Here is a 17930-nt window from a genome sequence, read left to right on the forward strand (position 1 = left end):
ACGCATCTGAGCACGATGTGCCGCGCTGAGCAGGTCGGCATGAGGAGCCTTGCTGGCAACATGGAAGATACAGCGGTGCTGTTCATCGGCCTGATAGCGGCTGTGCCCGCGTTGTACATGCTCTATGCTGGCCTGAGCCTGGCCCGCCGGCCGGACGCGCGAGCAGGAGCGCTCAGTGTGCTGGTGGCCCTGGCGAATGTGGCCATCGCTCTGTGTTCCCTGATCGTGGACACGTTCCTGCAGCGACTTGCCCCGTTTCTACCGCTGGCCGTCCTGGCCTCTGGTATAGCGTTGCTGGTATTTGGCGTGGGCTTATTCCAGTGGGTGGAGCGCAGACGTTCCGCTTTTGCACCCGACTATTCCTATGGGTTGCTGGCCGCCGGGATTGGAACCTTGCTGATCACTGCAGCGCTATTCATCCCGATCCTGCCATCCCAGCTGTCGCCCCGCAGCCAGGAATCATCGCTGGTGCTCGCGTCGGCAACCGCAACTACTAAGATGCTCGCCACTGTGGTACCATCCCTTACACCTGCTGCAACGGTGACAGCCACCCGCCTGCCTACACGGACTTTACCTGCGCCCTCCCCTACCCCATCACCTACAGCAACGCCAACGCGTACCCGCTACCACACGCGCACGCCAGTGCCAACCCTAACAGCTAGTGTAACTTGCGAGGCGCTGGTCAATTTCAATCTCAATCTCCGTTCCGCGCCCAGCACCGGTGCAGACATTCTGACCGTCATCCCATTTGGAAGCCGCATCACTGTAGCCGGGCGAAACAGCGATAGCGCCTGGTGGTTTGTCGATTATAATGGCCTGTGGGGATGGGTAAGCGGTGAATACATCACTGTGGAAAGTTCGTGCCAGAACATCCCGATTCTTGAATAGCCGAGCCTCCCGGAGATTTGAGACATGTCTCCTTCAGACAAGCAGCGTGATATCACGTTTCGCTATGAGGAAATCAAGGAAATCCTCGCCAAGGTGAAGGCAGGTGATTCCTGCTCAGTGGTCGGGATCGGCGCTGTAGGGAAATCCAATCTGTTGCGCCACCTCCTACGCCCGGAGACGCAGAAACACCACCTGGGCGATCTCGCCAATGAGTTGAAGCTTGTGCTGGTCGATCCGAACAACATGCTCGATTCCCTGCCTCTGCTGACCGGCCAGCAAGCCCTCAGCCCCTGGGCAGGCTATGAAATCATGACCCACCGTCTTTACAAGGCTTTCTATCCGTTCACCGGCTTCAACGATGAAGACAAGAAAGCATTCCAGTATGCTTATGACCAGCTGCACAATGGACGGAATCCGCTCATTCCTCACATCGGCCTGCGCTATCTAGAAGCGATACTGGAAATATTACTGGGTCAGCCTGCAGCCGGTGGCCTCCGGCGGCGGATTGCCTTCGTATTTGACGAATTCGAAGGTACGCTGACCCAGCTACCGGTCAAATTCTTTCAGGCTTTGCGCGGGATCCGCGATGACTACAAATACAATTTGACCTATATCACATTCACCCGGCGCCCGATTCCGCAGCTTATTGCCGAACTTGGCTTTGATCATCTTGCCTTTGAGCCATTTGTGGAGTTGTTTACAGGCAATACCCTGTATCTCGGCCCCTACTCGGACGCTGACGCCAAGGCCATGCTTGATCGCCTCTCCGAACGTAAGGGTGTCACATATCCCCCTTCGTTCCGCAACTTTCTACTACGTGTGTCCGGCAACCACGCAGGCCTGTTGCGCGCGAGTTTCGACCTGGCCGGCCAGATCGCTTTTGGCACGCCAGAGAGCGAAGCGTTGCATTTCCTGGCCAACAGCCAACCGATTCAGATGGAATGCCAGACAATCTGGGATAGCCTATCGAAAGACGAACAGATCGCGCTGAAAGATCTGATCCGGCAGCCAGTTACCAACGACAGGAATCGCGTGGTGATTGCGCTGCTCCAGGATAAGCATCTCCTGACCAGCGAAGGAAACAACCCGCAGATTGTCCCGATACTGTTTCGCGAATACGTGCGTCAGCAGTCCCGCCTGCCACAGGAATAGGCTTAAGAAGAGTCACCGTCTTCCGGCAGATCCAGCGGAATAATCGGGTTACGACGAGGTTTGTAGACTCCGTCATCATCGAGGTGCAACTCAATCACACCGGTAGACTGCTCCGGGGGAGTCTCCGGCGGCTCCACGGGGCGAGTAGCCTGCTCCTGACTACCACCCGTCTGACCGCCAGACGGCTGAGTTGGTATGCCTGGCCCAAGCTGGTCTACCAGCGGCCCGGGTGAGATTTGCGGCCGGTGAGATTCAGCCAGTGTGTGGGCCGCCTTGGTAAGCGCATCCCGCAGTCTGTCGCCGATCTCTACATGCGCACCAGCGCCCAGCGTCAATCTGATCTGCCCCTCCGGCTCGATAATCAGGTTGACATCACCGCCCTGTGAAATAAGCTCCAGGAACTCCCTCAACGTCCGATCGCCAACTGCGAGCGCTTCAATAGACATCAACCGTTGCCGGGAGTCTGTTACCAGCCGGGTTGGCTCCAGAAACACATTGATCGGATTATGTGGAATCAGGCTGATCCCCATCCCCCGTCGGGCCTCCACCGCTTCACGAATGTCCATCGCCAGTGTCTTGAGCACCGACCGAAACGTCTCTGGCTCGCGCATCTGCTGGCGCTGTTCATCGGTAAGCTTGTGGCGGATGACAAACTCAATCTCCTTCTGCAGCTCCTGGCGTAACGTGTCGCGGGGCAGGTCGCGGAGGATGATCCTGTTTTCCGGCGCCGCATGCAGCGGATTGTACAGACAGACTACGCTCACCCGTGCCCGAAAAGGGAAATAATCCTGCGAAACAAACTCCTCGCTGTCAATATCAATGGTAAAGAACCCGGCTTCCGTGAATTCAGCGAACCCGTCGATCGGGCGCACCCAGCGCTGACCAGGGCCGACATAGGCAATAAGGTGATCCCCGCTGTCTAGAACCATCCACACCCGGTTATCCGGAACGTTGAGCAGCCAGATAGGCATCAATGGCGAAAAAGCTGCGAGAACCACACTGACCACAATCACCAGTGCAGGAAGAATGAGCCGTTCCGAAAATGCACTCTGTGGGTCCAGTGCACCCATCGCCAGAAAAACGATGCTCGCCAGGATAACCCCACCAGCAACAAAACTAACAGTAACCCGGATAATGCGGTTTCCTCGTGTCGCCGCTGGTAAGCCGAACACAAAGAACAACAGCCCGACCGCCGCTACTAGCGCCGCGATCGCCAGGCGTGTAAAGGCCGCAATCTGGGCACTGTCTTTGACCGCCGCGGAAGACTCGACTGGAACTGCTCCCGGCATAAGAGCATAGACGATCAGCGCAGGAAGTAGCAGCAGGAAAAGCCTGACAAGTTGCCCCAGCACGCCAGCCTCGCCCTGGCGCCGGGTAGGGGACGATCCGGGTGGATTGCCGCCCGTCTGATCAGGACCATCTCCCCACAGCGATCGGCTGACTTCATCGGACATGTTCATTTCCTTCACTGCTCACTTTTCCCTGTCTCATTCTATAGCCCCTCCCCCATCGACACAATAGATGATGCAGTCTGCCTGCTTTGGGCCTCAACAGGAGGCTGCCATTTTTCGGGTAGTGTATCTTTCGCGGTTGAAATTCAAATCAGGCGATGCGGCTCAAGGACGCGTGTAGCAGCCGCGAGCAAACCTGTCGGCGAATGAAAAGCGCCAGCGGCCCGAAAAAGGCGGCGGATCATGCGATTGACGCGCTCAAGCAAGCTGGTTGTTCGCAAGAACAGGCGGGGCCAGTCAGGGAAACGCGCCAGCACGCGAAAGAAGGCGACCGTTGCGGCCCAATCGCGACACAACGTCGCGACTAAGTTGGGTTGTTGGGCGTGCCGGTGGTCAACAAACGCATCACGTTGGCGTGTCATCGCTTGCGGGGACGAGGCGGCAAACTGACCTGGATATGCTGCATCAAATTCTGTTTGAAGGCGCGCGCCTCATCCCGTGTCAGGTCGGCTGGGACTTCAATAGCGGAACGGAGATTGCGCAGTTTGTGAAACAAACAGCGTTGGTGAGGGACATGGGGATACATCAAGACGAGTGCCGCCATCAACCCGGCCCCGCCATCATGGATGAACAATTCTACCCCTCGTTCACGATACAGACCGCGTGTTTCCAGGGGGACAAGTAACCGTTCCCACTCGGCTTGACTTTCACTCTTGGCCAGCGTCCAACTGAGGATGCCCCAGCGCCCGGTCTGGGGATAAAGACCCAGGGCCACTAACAAACACACTTTTTCTTTGGCTTTGGTCGCGCGCTGGCGTCCAGCACGATCCGTATGGGTGGCCCCTGTGGGCTCCAGCAGGGTCATCCAAATCGCATCCAGCATGATGACCGGTGGCACACTGCTTAAGGTGGTTTCAAGTGGGGGATGGACGTGTTGAACAACCTCATTCAGTTTACGCAGCCCTACCTGGGTTCCCAGTTGCGCGCCGATTGCCCCTTGCATTTGGCGCAAACTCACCCCCAGGTCCGCCCAACGCCCGATTTGTTCCACCACATCGCCCCAGAGCCGTTGACCCGGTTCCAGCATGGAAAACGGTATCCTCACACTGCCGCCACATGCACAGATCACTCGCGGCACCCCAATATCAAGCACGCCGAAGCTCGTCACCAGTTGCCGGTAGCGATGCCCATTACGCGAAAACCGCCGCGCCTGGCGGGTTCCACAGCGCAGGCATTGTGCTCCCCCTTGCCGTGCCCCAACTTTGGCTCGGCGTTCATAATACCCGCGATGTAACCACGCCTCGACCTCGTCTTCCAGTTGGGCATTGATGCGTCGCTGCACTTCCCCGGCTAACGCCGCTTGTAACTCCGTGAGGAAGCTGTTGAAATTTGTGAGTGTCTTTTCTATGCTTGTCATGACGCGATCCTTGGTTTCGTTTTGGGTCCAAACAAAACCTTAACCTCGTTTCGCGTCTTTTTCTATTTCAACCGCGAAAGATACACTACCCATTGAAACTCGTAGTTGTCAGCCACCGTTTTCGTATGATAAAATACGTCCGAATTGAGGCTGCTTAACGAATAAAGCTTTGTGACGTGACCGACGATTCGGCTGACCCCCCCAGACGCATAGCCCTGCCCCCTCCCGTTGAACTGTATCGCGTTTCCCGGCTGCTGGCACGGCCTCCGCTGGGCTGCCTGTTATCCGCTGCAGACAAGGACAGGACTTCCCTATGACGACCCTCGCGACGGTTATCCTGGCGGCGGGCCAGGGTACGCGTATGAAATCCCGCCTGGCCAAAGTATTGCATCCGGTAGCTGGTAAACCGATGGTCGATCATGCTGTTGAAGCCGCCTGGCAGCTTGCCGGACAGCCGCCGGTGCTGGTCGTCGGGCGACAGAGCGAGGCCGTCCGCGCCCATATTGGCGATCGAGCCGTGTGCGTGGAACAGGTGGAGCAACTGGGCACCGCTCACGCCGTGCAGGTCACGACGCCGATCCTCCGTGGAAAGGCCGATCTGGTGCTGGTGTGCTATGGCGATATGCCCCTGCTGCGCCCGGAGACATTCCGCCGCCTGGTGGATGCGCATACCGCCAGCCCTGCCCGTCCGGCGGTCACCCTGCTGACGTATGTCGCCGCTGACCCGCGCGGCTTCGGGCGGATCATCCGCCGCCCGGATGGAAGCGTGGCCGCCATCGTTGAAGAAGCTGTTGCCACCCCGGCGGAACTGCAGGTGCGCGAGTTGAACGTCGGCGTGTACGTGTTTGACGCGGCCTGGCTGTGGGATGCGCTGCCGCGCATCGCCCCTACACCGCCCAAGCACGAATACTACCTGACCGATACGGTTGCCCTGGCCAATGCCGATGGCCGGGCTGTCCTGGCGGTGGAGGGTGACGATCCCGATGAACTGATCGGCATCAACACCCGCGTTCACCTGGCAGAAGCGGAGGCGGCCTTCCGCCGCCGGATCAATCGCCAGCATATGCTCAACGGCGTCACGATCACCGATCCGGCGACGACCTACATCGGCCCGGACGTGACCATCGGCCCGGACACCGTGATCCTGCCCAACACGCATCTGGTAGGCCGGACGACCATCGGTGAAGCGTGCGAGATCGGCCCTAACAGCATGCTGGTCAATGCCACAATCGGCGATCGTTGCCGGGTATTTGCTTCGGTCATCCAGGACTCGACGCTGGAGGAAGAGGTCGAGATCGGCCCGTTTGGCCGCGTACGCGGCGGCGCATACCTGTGCCGCGGCGTGCATATGGGCAACTTCGGCGAGGTCAAGAAGTCGCGCCTGGGGCCGGGCGTCAAGATGGGCCATTTCAGCTACCTGGGTGACGCTGAAGTTGGCGCCAATGCCAACATCGGAGCAGGGACGATCACCTGCAACTATGACGGCGTGAGCAAGCATCGTACGGTGATCGGCGAAGGCGCGTTCATCGGCAGCGACACCATGCTGATCGCGCCGGTGACCATTGGCGCTGGCGCCCAGACGGGCGCGGGCGCGGTGGTGCGCCACCCGGTGCCGGATGGCAAGGTGGCCGTCGGCGTCCCGGCCCGCGTGATCGGCGACAGCCGTATTGCTCAACGCCGCGCCGAAAAAGAGCGCGCCCGTTCCCGCCCGGAGGAAGGCTGAGCAGGCCCCAACCGTCCCGGCCTGATGTTTTCATCGTTGTTGGGGGCCGGGCGGGATACCTGAGGAGACTGTGCAGATCGTGGACGAAGGCAGTATATCCACTTTAGTGGCGCTGGTGATCATGCTGCTGGGCAATGCCCTGCTGGCGCTGGGCTATCACGCCCTGATCAACGCCCGCAAATCCGACCTGGCGGAGATGGCCGCCGCCGGACGGCGCGGTGCGGCGCTGGCCCTGGCCGTCAGCACGGATGCTTCCCCGCTGGTGAATGCCTATCAACTGAGTGTCATGGTGCTGCGTTTTCTTTCGGCGGGGCTGGCCGCGATCGGGCTGGCTCCGCGCCTGGCGCTGGCCCTGGCCGGGCTGGGGCTGGACGGCCTTGCAGCGCTGATCCTGGCTGAGCTGGCCGTCTTGCTCTTCGGGGCGGGGGTGATGCTGATCGTGGGCGGGCAAATCCCGGCTACCATCGGCGCTGTTCGTGCTGAGCGGCTGGCCCCGTACTTTGCCCGGTCGATGGCCCTGCTGGTGCGGGTGTTGTTGCCGTTTTCCAACCTGGCCCGCGCCCTCAGCGATGGCATCGTGCGTCTGCTGGGCATCCAGGCGCAGGTGCGTTATGTGACCGAAGAGGAGATCATGACCCTCGTCGATGCCGGACAGGAAGAAGGCGTCATCGAGGATGAAGAGAAGGAAATGATCTACTCGATCTTTCAGCTTGACGAAACCTCCGTGCGTGAGGTGATGATCCCCCGCCCGGACATGGTCGCCCTGCCGCTGAATACGCCGCTGGAGGAAGTTATCCGCACGGTGCTGGCTGCCGGGCATTCGCGCATCCCGGTTTATGAGGACAACATCGATCACATCACCGGTTTGCTGTACGCCAAGGACCTGCTCAAGCTGTGGGGTCGGGGCGACGATGGCGATGCACTGGCTAACCTGGTGCGCCCGGCTTACTTCGTCCCGGAGGGCAAGAGCGCCATGCGCCTGTTGCAGGAAATGCAACAGAAGCGCGTTCATCTGGCGATCGTGGTCGATGAGTACGGCGGCACCGCTGGCCTGGTCACGCTGGAAGACCTGATCGAGGAGATCATCGGCGAAGTGCAGGACGAATACGATCAGGATGAAGAAGCCGCCTACGAGCAGGTGAACGAGCATGAATACATCTGCAATGCTCGCCTGGACCTGGATGATCTCAACCACCTGCTGGCAGTCAACCTGCCCACCGACGAGAGCGATACCCTCGGCGGGTTCATTCTCTCCCGCCTGGGAGAGGTGCCGGAACCGGGGACCGTGATCGAGACAGACGAGGTGCGGCTGACCGTGCTGACCGTCGATCAGCGACGTATCGGTCAGGTGCGCGTCACCCGATTACTCCCGACTGGCGAGCCGGATGAGACGCCGTCGGCATTCATGCCGACGGCATAAGTGCCGGCATGAGGAATGGCTGAACGATCATGAACAATTTTACCGGGCTTCTGATTGCGCTTGGCCTGGTGTTGTTGAACGCCTTTTTCGTCGCAACGGAGTTTGCCCTGGTCAGTGTCCGCCGCTCCCGTATTGAAGCCCTGATCGAAGAAGGCAACGCCACGGCGCGGGTCGTGCGCAGTGTAATCAGTAATCTGGATCGCTACATTGCGGCTACCCAGCTGGGCATCACGGTGACCAGTCTGGGGCTGGGCTGGGTTGGCGAACCCGCACTGGGCCACCTGATCGAACCCCTGATGGAGCGGGTGCTGGAACCGATTGGGCATCTGCTGCCCGCCGGGGCGGTGCAGACCACTTCCGCCGCGGCCATTGGCGGCGCGATCGGCTTTCTGATCATCACTTTCATGCATGTGGTGATGGGCGAATTGATGCCCAAGTCCATCGCCCTGCAGAATCCAGAAGTGACTGCCCTGTGGGTAGTGCGACCGATCGTCTTGCTGGCGCGTGTCTTTCACCTGCCCATTCGCGCCCTGAATGGCACGGGCAACGCCCTGCTACGACTGATCGGGGTGCGCCCGGCGCAGGGTCACCAGCTCGTGCATTCGGTTGAGGAGCTAAAAATCCTGATCCGCTCCAGTGCCCAGAGCGGCGTGCTGGCCGGCGGCGAAGATGACATCATGGAAGCTGTCTTTGACATGGGCGAGACCCGCGCTCGCCAACTGATGGTCCCCCGCACCGAGATCGTGGCCTTCCGGGCGGATACGCCGCTGGCCGAGGTGATTGACCGCGTGGCGGAGTCCAACCTGACCAAGTTCCCGGTCTATGAAGAAGACCTGGATCAGACCATCGGTATCCTGCACACCAAAGACTTGCTGCGTGTCGTGCGCCAGAATGGCATGGAAACAACGCTGCGCGACCTGGTGCGCCCTGCGCTCTTCGTCCCTGAGTCGATCACGATCAGCGACCTGCTTAATCGCTTCCGCCAGGAGCGCCAGCATCTGGCCTTGCTGCTGGATGAGTATGGCGGGACAGCCGGCCTGATCACCCTGGAAGACCTGCTGGAAGAGCTGGTCGGCGACGTGCAGGATGCCTTTGAGCCGCAGGCAGCTGAGATAGAGGTGCTGCCGGATGGCAGTGCGCTGCTCAGCGGCCTGACGCCGATTGAAGAGGTCAATGAACGCTTCGGCCTCAACCTGAGCGATCCGAACTACGAGACCATTGCTGGTTACATCCTGGGACGTCTCGATCGCATCGCCCAGCTTGGCGACACCGTCGAGGTTGACAACGTGGAACTGGCGGTAGCGGCCATGGACGGCCTGCGGATCGACCGCGTGCGGCTGACGCGCCGGCCACCCGCCGCCGAATCAGCGGATGAGTCTGCCCCTGCGCCGGGTGAAGCGCCGCTGGATGACGTCATGCCATCGCGGTGAGGTGTCGTTCCCCGGCCCGTCTGTTGTGGTTGAAGCCCTTCCGGTTTGCTGGTACCATCCTCTCACCGCAAGCGGATCTGCCCGGAGAGAGAAGCCGGCCGATGTTAACCGTCAACCCCTCGCGACTGCTGGACGATCTGCAGGTGCTTTCCCGTATCGGGGCGACGCCGGAGGGCGGTGTGCACCGCCCCGCGCTCTCCGCGGCTGATCTGGAGGCCCGCGCCTGGTTCCGGGCACGGGCGGAAGCGGCGGGCCTGATTTGCCGCCAGGATGGCGCGGGCAACCTCTCAGCAGTGCTACCCGCCGCCGATCCCGCCGCCCGCACCCTGTTGTGCGGCTCCCACCTGGATAGCGTGCCATATGGTGGGCGGTTTGACGGCGCGCTGGGGGTGCTGGCCGCCCTGGAAGCATTGCGCACCATCCAGGAGTCCGGCTTGCGGCTGCCTTTCCATCTGGAAGCAATCAGCTTCACTGACGAGGAAGGGACGCACATCAGTCTGCTGGGCAGCCGGGCCGTCGCCGGTCTGCTTACAGACGCCGATCTGGAGCATCCCCACAGTAGCCCTGAAGCCTTCGCGGCGGCGTTGGAGCGGGCTGGTCTGTGCCGCGAAGGGCTGCTGGCCGCCCGCCGCGATCCGGCCTCGCTGCTTGGTTACCTCGAACTGCACATTGAACAGGGGTCCCGCCTGCAGGATGCCGGCCTGGAGATCGGTGCAGTGACAGCAATTGTTGGCATCCGCTCCTTCTGGCTGACCTTCAGCGGGCAGGCCGCCCACGCCGGGACAACGCCCTTGCCCGCCCGTCGGGATGCCCTGCGCGGGGCAGCGTCGTTCATCACGCGGGCAGCGGAGATCGTCAGCGCTGACTTCCCGCCGGGGGTGGCGACCTGCGGGCAGGTGGAGGTCGCACCGGGCGCGTTCAATATCGTGCCGGGCCGTGTCCGCCTGGCGCTGGAATTCCGCCATCCGGCGGCGGAGGCCCTGGATGAAATGGAAGCGGCGCTTCTGGCCCTGGCGCGGGAGTGCGCGGCGGCGCACGGCCTGGAAGTGGCGTTCGCCCCCGTTGGCGGGGTGGAACCGGCGGCTTTTGACCCGGACATGGTGGCAGCCATTGAGGCCGCCGCCGCGGCGCTGGGCTTGCGCTGCACGCGACTGGTCAGCTTCGCCGGGCACGACGCCCAGGCCATGCGGGCCATCGCCCCCGCCGCGATGCTGTTTGTGCCATCAGTGGATGGCCTGAGCCATCAACCCGGTGAATACACCCGCGACTCCGATGTCATCAACGGGGCCAACACGCTCCTCAACACCCTGCTGATCCTGGCCGGGCGCGCCTGGGAAAAGGAACGGGCGCGCTAAGGCGGCTGGGCTAAGCCGCTGTTCAAAAGGTGTGCAGGTCGGCGGGCAGATGATCCAGCCGGTTGAGGAAGTACAGGCGGCCCGGACCGGCGCCATCCAGCGCGATCAGGCTGACGCCAGTATTGTTATGCAGATAGATCATCGGGTAGCGTTCCACTTCCGGCAGGGGTTGCTCCAGCAAAACGCGCACCAGCAGATCCAGGAAGCCGCCGTGGCTGACCAGGACGATAGCGGTATTCTCGTCGCTTTCGGCGGCCATTGCCCGCAGCGCATCGGCGACCCGTTCGGCACGGGCGACGGCCTCCGGGTAACGCTCGCGGCCCCGCGCTGCTTCCCACCAGCCGGCTGCGCCGATGCTCTCCGGTAGCATCCAGCCGGGATAGCTGGCCGCCAGTGCCGCCCGTGAGGGGCCGCCGAAACCGATGTCGGCGCCGTCTTCCCCTTCCTGGAACAGGCCGCCTATTTCGTGCAGGTCGGGCCAGACGTGCGGCATCAGGCCGAGCGCGGCGGCGATGGGGCGGGTCGTTTCCAGCGCTCGCACCATCGGGCTGGTATAAAGACGGGCCACGGTGGGCGCGGCGCCAGGCCTGCCCGCCCCGAGGTGCCGCGCCAGGGCCTCGGCCTGCGCCCGACCGGTGGCCGTGAGCTCAGGATCGTGATGCCGGGTGCGCATGTAATCCCTGGTGGAGGCCGCATCCAGCGCGTTGTTGGCCGACTGGCCATGACGGATGGCGTAGATGTGCATGCGTCTGCTATCCTTGCGAAAAAGCCATGCGCATTGAGTCGTTACCGCGGGTGCCTGGCCCATAGGGTGAAGACCGTGATCTCCGGGCGGCAGTTGAAGCGCGCCCGCAGGTGCCCGGTGCCCAGTCCGCGATTGGTGTAGACGTACATATCCCGCGCCCGGTACAGGCCCGCCGGGTAGCGCATCCCATATCTGGGCAGCGCCAGCGGGCCGAACGGCGGCAGGTGCACCTGCCCGCCGTGGGTATGGCCGGAAAGCTGCAGGTCAAAGCGGCTGGTTGCCGCGCTGACGTCAGCGAAGTCCGGCTCGTGGGCCAGCAGCAGGGCCGCACCCTCCGGCGGCAGCGCCGCCAGGACATAATCCAGCCGCGCCCGGCGGAAGGCCATATCGTCCACCCCGGCCAGGTGCAGGGTGGCCTCGCCACGTCGCAGCGTGTGGACGCGGTTGGCCAGTTCTATGATCCCGGCAGCCTGCAACACCCGGCGGATGCCCTCCGGACCAGTGGGGTGGCGGTGATCGTGGTTGCCCAGCACGGCGAAGACGCCCTCCGGCGCGCGTAGTGCCCCCAGCGCCGCGGTCAGCGCCGCCGCATCGTAGCGGGAATGGCTGCTGAGGATATCGCCGGTGATGGCGATGGCATCCGCGCCCTGGGCGTTGACCAGCGGGATGAGCGCCGCCAGCCGCGCCGGGGTCATCCAGCCGTTGATGTGAATGTCGCTGATGTGAGCCAGCCGGAAACCGTGGAAGGCCTGCTCCAGGCGCGGCAGGATCAGGGTGATCGCCCGTACCTGGAATGCGTACGGTTCGACCCGCACGGCGTAGGCTGCCGCGTAGAGCAGCGCCGATCCGCTGAGCGCCGCCAGGCGCGCCCGGACGCTCATGCTACCCTCCCGTCTGCCGGTTTATTCAGCTGCTTCACGCTCATCTGCCTCCAGGAAAAAGAACAGGATCGCCGCTGCCCCCTCCACCAGATGCTTCATGCCGTCGACATGGCCCAGGTATTCGTCCGGGGCCAGACGGCGGTGGCGGTATAGCCTGCCATCCGGGGCGACGCGACCTACGTATTCGTCCGGACCGCGCCGGTGACGGAAGACGCCACCACGCCCGTCCACGCGACCCAGGTATTCGTCCGGGCCAAAGCGGTGATGGTACACATGGCCGCTGGTGTAATCCACCCGGCCCAGATAGCGGTCCGGCCCGAACTGCTCCGAATAGACGCGCCCGCTGGCCGGATCAACATTGCCGATGTGCTGATCCGGGGCGCGGGGGATGTGGCGGAAAATGCGGGCCATGTGCTTATGCTCCTTGCCCGGCCTGCGCCAGGCGATCGATGCGCTCGCCCAATCATGCTTCCCGGCATCGCTGCCGGGCTACCAGTGTACCCCGATTCCGGCGCTCTGCGCCCCGGCTTAACGCTGCATGGGAAGAAGATGAACACTTGCTGAAAATCTGCTCTGGCGACGCTGGCGGCGATTATAATGGCCATACGTCACAGATTTAGTGGTAAGGATTCCAGGATGCAATTTCCAGAGGTAGCTGGTTCCAACCTGCAGGGACGCCGCTTCCGGCTGCCCGCCGATTTTGAGGGCGATTATAACGTGGTGCTGATCGCTTTCCAGCAGGCGCAGCAATACGACGTGGAAACGTGGCTGCCGCTGCTCCGGCGTTTGCGGCAGGTGTACCCGGCCCTGCGCTACTACGAACTGCCGGTTGTCTGGGAGATGCCCCGGCTCCGCCAGGTATTGCTGGATATGGGCATGCGCCTGGGCATCCCCAGCCGGGCCACGCGGGAGAAAACCATCACCCTCTACCTGGACAAGTCGGCTTTCCGCCGGGCGCTGGATATCCCCGACGAGAGCGCGATCATGGTCGCCCTGGTGGATCGCACCGGGCGTGTTCTGTGGCGCACACTGGGGCCGTATAACGAGGCCAAGGGCGCGTCGCTGGAAGCGTCCGTGCGCCAGCTCCCCCTTCGCGCCCTGTAGGGCGCGGGCGGGGCGCCTACCGCAACTGAATCTCCACCCAGGTTGTGCGGTTGGGGTGGACGTACACCTGATCGCGGAAGAGGGTCGTCCCGCCGGAGCGCACCACCAGGTTGTAGTAATCGGCAGGCAGGTCGCCCAGCGCGTAATTTTCCCCGAATTGTGTATCCCCGTTGACGGTGTCATCGGCATAGGTGAAAGCCGCGCGGCGGAAGCCCGGATCGCGGGCAGAAGTTACGTCCAGTGTCACATCGCGCAGGAGGTTGCCCGCTGCGTCGGTGATCCGCCCGGCCAGCGTGCCGTAGCCGCGGTAAGGCCGCAGCCATAGCTCCGGGTTGCGTGTGCTGGTGTAGCTGCTCGGATTGCCCACCCGCACTTCAAAGTGCAGGTGCGGCCCCAGGGCGACGCCCGTCCCTCCCACCAGGCCGATCTCGTCGCCCTGTGTCACGCGCTGCCCGCTTTCCACTTTCACCGCCAGTAAATGCCCGTACAGCGAATAGACTGGCTCGCCGCTGCCCGGATCGACAAAGTCATGCTGGATAACGATCACGTTGCCGTAGAAGTTGGGCTGTGGGCCGAAGATCGCGCCGAGATCATCCCCGGCATAGATCACGGTGCCATCCTGGACGGCGATCACCGGCGTACCCGTGCCGTTCTGGATATCCACGCCGTGATGCGTCTGCAGCCGCCCGCCGTTGGTGCTGCCATAGGGGTAATTGCGCGAGACCCAGGTGGTGAAGTCCGCCGGGATCGGGCGGGCCATCCAGTAGTGGTCGGGGATGGTCAGTGCCGGGTCCAGCGGCGGGGGCGTCCAGGTTGGTTCGTCGGCGCTGGCGCTGCCGGGCTGCCCGGTGGGCGAGACGACGATCGGCGGCGTCGGGGACGGGCGCGGCGTATTGGTGTGGAAAGGCGTGCGGGTGGCCGTCGGGGTGTTGGAGGGCGTCGGCGTCGGGGGGAGGGTGGGCGTGTCCGTCGGGCCGATGGTTGGCACCGGCGTATTGGTGCGTGTTGGCACGGCGGCAATGGCCGTAGCGGTCAGGTTGGCGGCGCTCATCGGCGTGCCCATCTGCTCCTGGCCGGCGCAGCCCGCCAGCAGGATCAGCCCGGCTATAGCCGCCGCCAGCGCCGGACGCCTGATCAGTATTCCCTGGGCAGCAATGTGTTTCATGATGGTTCTCAACGCGTCTTCCTGATCACGAACCGGCCCCTGCCGGGCCGCGATAATGTCGACCGGGGGCGCCGCATGCTGCACCCCTATCGCCGTGGTGTCGTCTGGTTTCTGGCCTGCTGCTTCAACTATCCAGCCCGGCCCGCTCCGCTGCGCGGGCCAGCAAGTTGGCGCTCAGAGCGCGAGCCTCGGCCACGATGGCGGCGGCGTGCCCGGCATAGTCGGCGGCGCGTTCCGGGTCAGTCAGGCTGGCGGCGTTGATCCGCACGTTCAGCGCCGCGATCTCGATGGCCGCCAGGGCCATGTGCACGCCGGCCATCGCGTCGGTGACGGCGTTCAGGTTGCCCAGCGTGGCGGCGTTGCCGGCCAGTTTCATGGCCTCCAGGGCGGCTTCAGCCACGCCCAGGGGGACCCCGGCGGCGCCGATCAGGGCCGCCTGAATCGCGGCTTCCCGGCCAGCGTCGTCTTTGGGCAGGCGGTAAGCCGCCATCACCCGCCCGAAGGCATCGACATCCGCCTGCACTGCCTGCAGGAGCCGGACCCGCAAAGCGTCGGCATCGCGGGCGATGGCGGTCATCTGCGCTTCGACCTCAGCGTACTTCTTCTTGCCGGCCGTCAGGCGGGCGACCATGCCCGCCAGAGCCGCGGCCAGCGCCCCAGCTGCTGCGGCGACCGCGCCCCCGCCGGGCGCAGCCGTGCCCTCCGCGACCGCCCCGGCGAAAGCGTCCATAGCGGGCGGGGGGGCGGATTCTTCGGCCAGGTGAACAGCCGCCAGCCGCCGCTCCAGCACCTGATCTTTGGTGAAGCGGTCAAGCTGCAGGTACCACTGCGCCGCGTCGAGCAGGGCATCTTCCGGAATCAGGCCGACCAGCTCACTATGGGTGATCAACACGCCGTAGCGGGCGGCTTCCCGCCGGATCATCTCGACGACGCGGTGGATGGGCGTCTTTTCAAAGTTGGTCAGGTTCATGGAAACCTGCGCCTGGCCTTCCACCAACACGCCCATGGCCTTGACAAAGTGCAACCCGCCGCTGGAATGGCGGACGGCGCGGGCGATCCGGTCGGCGATCTGAACATCGGCGGTGTTCAGGTAGACATTGAAGGCGATCAGGAAGGGGCGGGCGCCGATCACCGTTGCCCCCGCCGGGCCGAGCGCCGCCGGGCCGAAGTCCGGGGCGCGGTCGGGATCAGTGGCAATGACCTGTTTCAGCCCTTCGTACTCGCCCGCCCGGATATTCGCCAGGTTCTGACGTTCCGGACGGGTGGCCGCCGCTTCGTAGAGATAGACGGGGATGCCCAGTTCGCGGCCCACCCGTTCGCCCAGGCGGCGGGCGATAGCCACGCAATCGGCCATCGTCGCCCCGCGCAACGGCACAAAGGGCACCACATCTGTCGCACCGATGCGCGGATGTTCCCCGCGATGTTCATCCAGGTTGATCAAGCGGGCGGCGGTGGCGATGGCGGCGTAAGCGGCCTGTTCCACCGCCTCCGGCGCGCCGACGAAAGTCACCACCGTGCGGTTGTGGTCAGCGTCGCTGCTGGTATCCAGCACGGTCGCGCCGGGTACGGCGCGGATGGCAGCCACAATTTGCGCGATGACTTCCGGGCGGCGGCCTTCGCTGAAGTTGGGGACACACTCAATAAGCAGTTCGGACACCTGATCTCTCTCACACAGGGTTATGGCAGCGGGCAAAAAAGCCGGGCGGGATTATACCAGAGGCGGGGCGCTGCGGCGATTATGCTGCGCCGGGCATTCGGGCGCTGCTTCAGGCAGGGGGCATACCGCGCCGCCCCCCCCCCGATCTTCGCAACGTGATCAGCCGTCTCGCGGCCAGTCATCGCCATACTGCAGGCGGCGGTCCCACCTTCCTCTTCCAGGATGCAGGCAGCGGGGGCGTGTGGTACACTGTAGGCCACAGGACGCTGGGCCTGTTTGTGCGCTTGGACTCTGACCTGGAGAGGCGCTGCCAGATGGCTACCAATGCACGTACCTGGTTCTACCAGACTCCGGAAAAGAACCCCTACCTGTTGCAGGAACGGGTCAATGGCACGTTGTGGATGGCCCGCCTGTGGGATGTGTATTTTGTGACCGAGCGGGCCGAGCCGCCTTTCCGCATGTCTGCTGTTTACCACGGCACGCCGCTGGTGATCGAGTGGGAACCGGGTAAGTGGTTCCGCCTGGCAGCGCCACAGAGCCTGCCAGGTGTGATCACCGCCTTTTCCAATATCCTGCAATTGCCGGCCAGCCTGATGTATACCGATAACCATGGCATGGTGGTTACGGAATGGCACCGTGATGGCGGCCATGAGCGCTGGCGCGAGATTCAGGGCAACCCGATGTACCAGAGTGTGGTGCGGCTGAATCCATGACGAGTGTCAGGACAGGTTTTTCCCGGCTGATTTTTGTGGCGGTGCTGGGGGTAGCGCTGCTGTGGCTGTGGTGGCGTCGCCGCCTGGTCAGCCTGTGGCGGCAACCGCAACACGCGCCGCTTTCCGCGCAGTGGCTCAACGCAGGCTAGGGCACCCCGTATGGCCGCTTATGATCCCGAACGCGATCTCATCGTCCTGACGGCGATGGCCGACCAGATCACGCCTTACCTGATCGAAGGGGAGCTGTTCTGGCCGCTTTCCGGGCGGTTGCCGGGCGGGATGCCCCACCTGACCATCGGCGGCTTTCTGCTGCGCCAGCACCGCCTGACGGCATTACGCGCCCGGTTGGACGATCGCCAGCAGGCCCGCCTGGATGCCGCGCTGGCGGCATTCCACACTGCCCGGCTGGAGTGGCGCATCCACTATTTCAACAAGATCGCCCGCGAATGGGAGATGCGCGTCAACCTGTTGCAGCAATTCCTGAACGACTGCGAGGCGCAGGAGGCAGCTAACTGCTTTGAGAACTGGCCGACTACCGCCCGGCACCGTACCATCCTGCACCATCTGCAGGAGGTGTTGCAGGAAGAGGGCGAGGGGCTTTCCAATCCGCAGCGGGCCGAGCTTGATCGTCTGGATGACGGGCTGCGCCGTTACCTGGCGCAGGGGGAAGCAGGGCGCTTTCTGTGGGGCGCAGACCTGGCGGCGATCTATCCCCGTGATCCGTACTGGTGGCTGTGGGTCGTGCCGCCCGACGACACGCTCGATCCTGACCGGTGATGTTTCCGCTAAAAACTACCCGGTCGTAGCCACGGGGGTTTCCGCTGCTGCG

At 63.3% G+C, this 17930-nt stretch carries 18 protein-coding genes; 10 read left to right on the forward strand and 8 right to left on the reverse strand.

Annotated features, from left to right (window positions below; genetic code table 11):
* Nucleotides 1-60: 60 nt before the first annotated feature.
* Complete coding sequence (locus HPY64_00860; protein NPV65675.1) at nucleotides 61-888, forward strand: SH3 domain-containing protein; 828 nt, start codon at nucleotides 61-63, stop codon at nucleotides 886-888.
* 24 nt (nucleotides 889-912) lie between these two features.
* A complete protein-coding gene (locus HPY64_00865; GenBank protein ID NPV65676.1) occupies nucleotides 913-2040 on the forward strand; it encodes a hypothetical protein in 1128 nt (375 codons plus the stop codon).
* Between the two features lie 2 nt (nucleotides 2041-2042).
* On the opposite strand, the gene HPY64_00870 is transcribed toward HPY64_00865, so the two are convergent.
* The 3 genes from HPY64_00870 to HPY64_00880 form a co-directional block, all read right to left on the reverse strand.
* The gene (locus HPY64_00870) at nucleotides 2043-3494 is read right to left on the reverse strand and encodes a hypothetical protein (protein NPV65677.1); all 1452 of its coding nucleotides are present in this window, start codon (nucleotides 3492-3494) and stop codon (nucleotides 2043-2045) included.
* Between the two features lie 143 nt (nucleotides 3495-3637).
* Complete coding sequence (locus tag HPY64_00875) at nucleotides 3638-3913, reverse strand: hypothetical protein (protein ID NPV65678.1); 276 nt, start codon at nucleotides 3911-3913, stop codon at nucleotides 3638-3640.
* Nucleotides 3910-4908, reverse strand: coding sequence for a hypothetical protein (locus HPY64_00880; GenBank protein ID NPV65679.1), 999 nt, complete (start codon nucleotides 4906-4908; stop codon nucleotides 3910-3912). The genes HPY64_00875 and HPY64_00880 overlap by 4 nt, the downstream gene beginning before the upstream one ends.
* Before the next feature lie 313 nt (nucleotides 4909-5221).
* On the opposite strand from HPY64_00880, the gene glmU reads away from it, so the two are divergent.
* From glmU to HPY64_00900, 4 genes are all read left to right on the forward strand, one after another.
* A complete protein-coding gene (glmU, locus tag HPY64_00885) occupies nucleotides 5222-6631 on the forward strand; it encodes a bifunctional UDP-N-acetylglucosamine diphosphorylase/glucosamine-1-phosphate N-acetyltransferase GlmU (protein NPV65680.1) in 1410 nt (469 codons plus the stop codon).
* A gap of 70 nt (nucleotides 6632-6701) precedes the next feature.
* A complete protein-coding gene (locus tag HPY64_00890; protein ID NPV65681.1) occupies nucleotides 6702-8051 on the forward strand; it encodes an HlyC/CorC family transporter in 1350 nt (449 codons plus the stop codon).
* Nucleotides 8052-8080: 29 nt separating this feature from the next.
* Nucleotides 8081-9481, forward strand: a complete 1401-nt coding sequence (locus tag HPY64_00895) for an HlyC/CorC family transporter (GenBank protein NPV65682.1) — start codon at nucleotides 8081-8083, stop codon at nucleotides 9479-9481.
* Between the two features lie 101 nt (nucleotides 9482-9582).
* Nucleotides 9583-10836 carry a Zn-dependent hydrolase gene (locus HPY64_00900; protein NPV65683.1) on the forward strand — a complete coding sequence of 418 codons (1254 nt, stop codon included), beginning with the start codon at nucleotides 9583-9585 and terminating at the stop codon, nucleotides 10834-10836.
* A 22-nt stretch (nucleotides 10837-10858) separates the two neighbouring features.
* On the opposite strand, the gene HPY64_00905 is transcribed toward HPY64_00900, so the two are convergent.
* From HPY64_00905 to HPY64_00915, 3 genes are read right to left on the reverse strand one after another with little or no spacing between them, the layout of a single operon-like run.
* Nucleotides 10859-11581 carry a histidine phosphatase family protein gene (locus HPY64_00905; GenBank protein NPV65684.1) on the reverse strand — a complete coding sequence of 241 codons (723 nt, stop codon included), beginning with the start codon at nucleotides 11579-11581 and terminating at the stop codon, nucleotides 10859-10861.
* Between the two features lie 41 nt (nucleotides 11582-11622).
* The gene (locus HPY64_00910; protein ID NPV65685.1) at nucleotides 11623-12462 is read right to left on the reverse strand and encodes a metallophosphoesterase; all 840 of its coding nucleotides are present in this window, start codon (nucleotides 12460-12462) and stop codon (nucleotides 11623-11625) included.
* Nucleotides 12463-12483: 21 nt separating this feature from the next.
* Entirely contained in the window at nucleotides 12484-12873 is a 390-nt protein-coding gene (locus HPY64_00915) for a hypothetical protein (protein NPV65686.1), read from the reverse strand.
* 225 nt (nucleotides 12874-13098) lie between these two features.
* Between HPY64_00915 and HPY64_00920 the strand changes: the two genes are divergently transcribed.
* Nucleotides 13099-13566 (forward strand): hypothetical protein, encoded by a 468-nt coding sequence (locus HPY64_00920; GenBank protein ID NPV65687.1) that lies wholly within the window; start codon nucleotides 13099-13101, stop codon nucleotides 13564-13566.
* Nucleotides 13567-13582: 16 nt separating this feature from the next.
* On the opposite strand, the gene HPY64_00925 is transcribed toward HPY64_00920, so the two are convergent.
* Nucleotides 13583-14731, reverse strand: coding sequence for a peptidoglycan DD-metalloendopeptidase family protein (locus tag HPY64_00925; GenBank protein ID NPV65688.1), 1149 nt, complete (start codon nucleotides 14729-14731; stop codon nucleotides 13583-13585).
* A 124-nt stretch (nucleotides 14732-14855) separates the two neighbouring features.
* Entirely contained in the window at nucleotides 14856-16388 is a 1533-nt protein-coding gene (gene ftcD, locus HPY64_00930; GenBank protein ID NPV65689.1) for a glutamate formimidoyltransferase, read from the reverse strand.
* Nucleotides 16389-16702: 314 nt separating this feature from the next.
* Between ftcD and HPY64_00935 the strand changes: the two genes are divergently transcribed.
* Genes HPY64_00935 through HPY64_00945 form a run of 3 tightly spaced genes read left to right on the forward strand, consistent with a single transcriptional unit; the run spans nucleotide 16703 to nucleotide 17878 of the window.
* Nucleotides 16703-17101, forward strand: coding sequence for a hypothetical protein (locus HPY64_00935; protein NPV65690.1), 399 nt, complete (start codon nucleotides 16703-16705; stop codon nucleotides 17099-17101).
* Nucleotides 17098-17250, forward strand: coding sequence for a hypothetical protein (locus HPY64_00940; GenBank protein ID NPV65691.1), 153 nt, complete (start codon nucleotides 17098-17100; stop codon nucleotides 17248-17250). Before HPY64_00935 ends, HPY64_00940 begins: the two co-directional genes overlap by 4 nt.
* Before the next feature lie 10 nt (nucleotides 17251-17260).
* Nucleotides 17261-17878, forward strand: coding sequence for a hypothetical protein (locus HPY64_00945; GenBank protein NPV65692.1), 618 nt, complete (start codon nucleotides 17261-17263; stop codon nucleotides 17876-17878).
* Nucleotides 17879-17930: the final 52 nt, after the last annotated feature.

This window comes from Anaerolineae bacterium (genome assembly GCA_013178165.1).
GTDB lineage: Bacteria > Chloroflexota > Anaerolineae > Aggregatilineales > Ch27 > Ch27.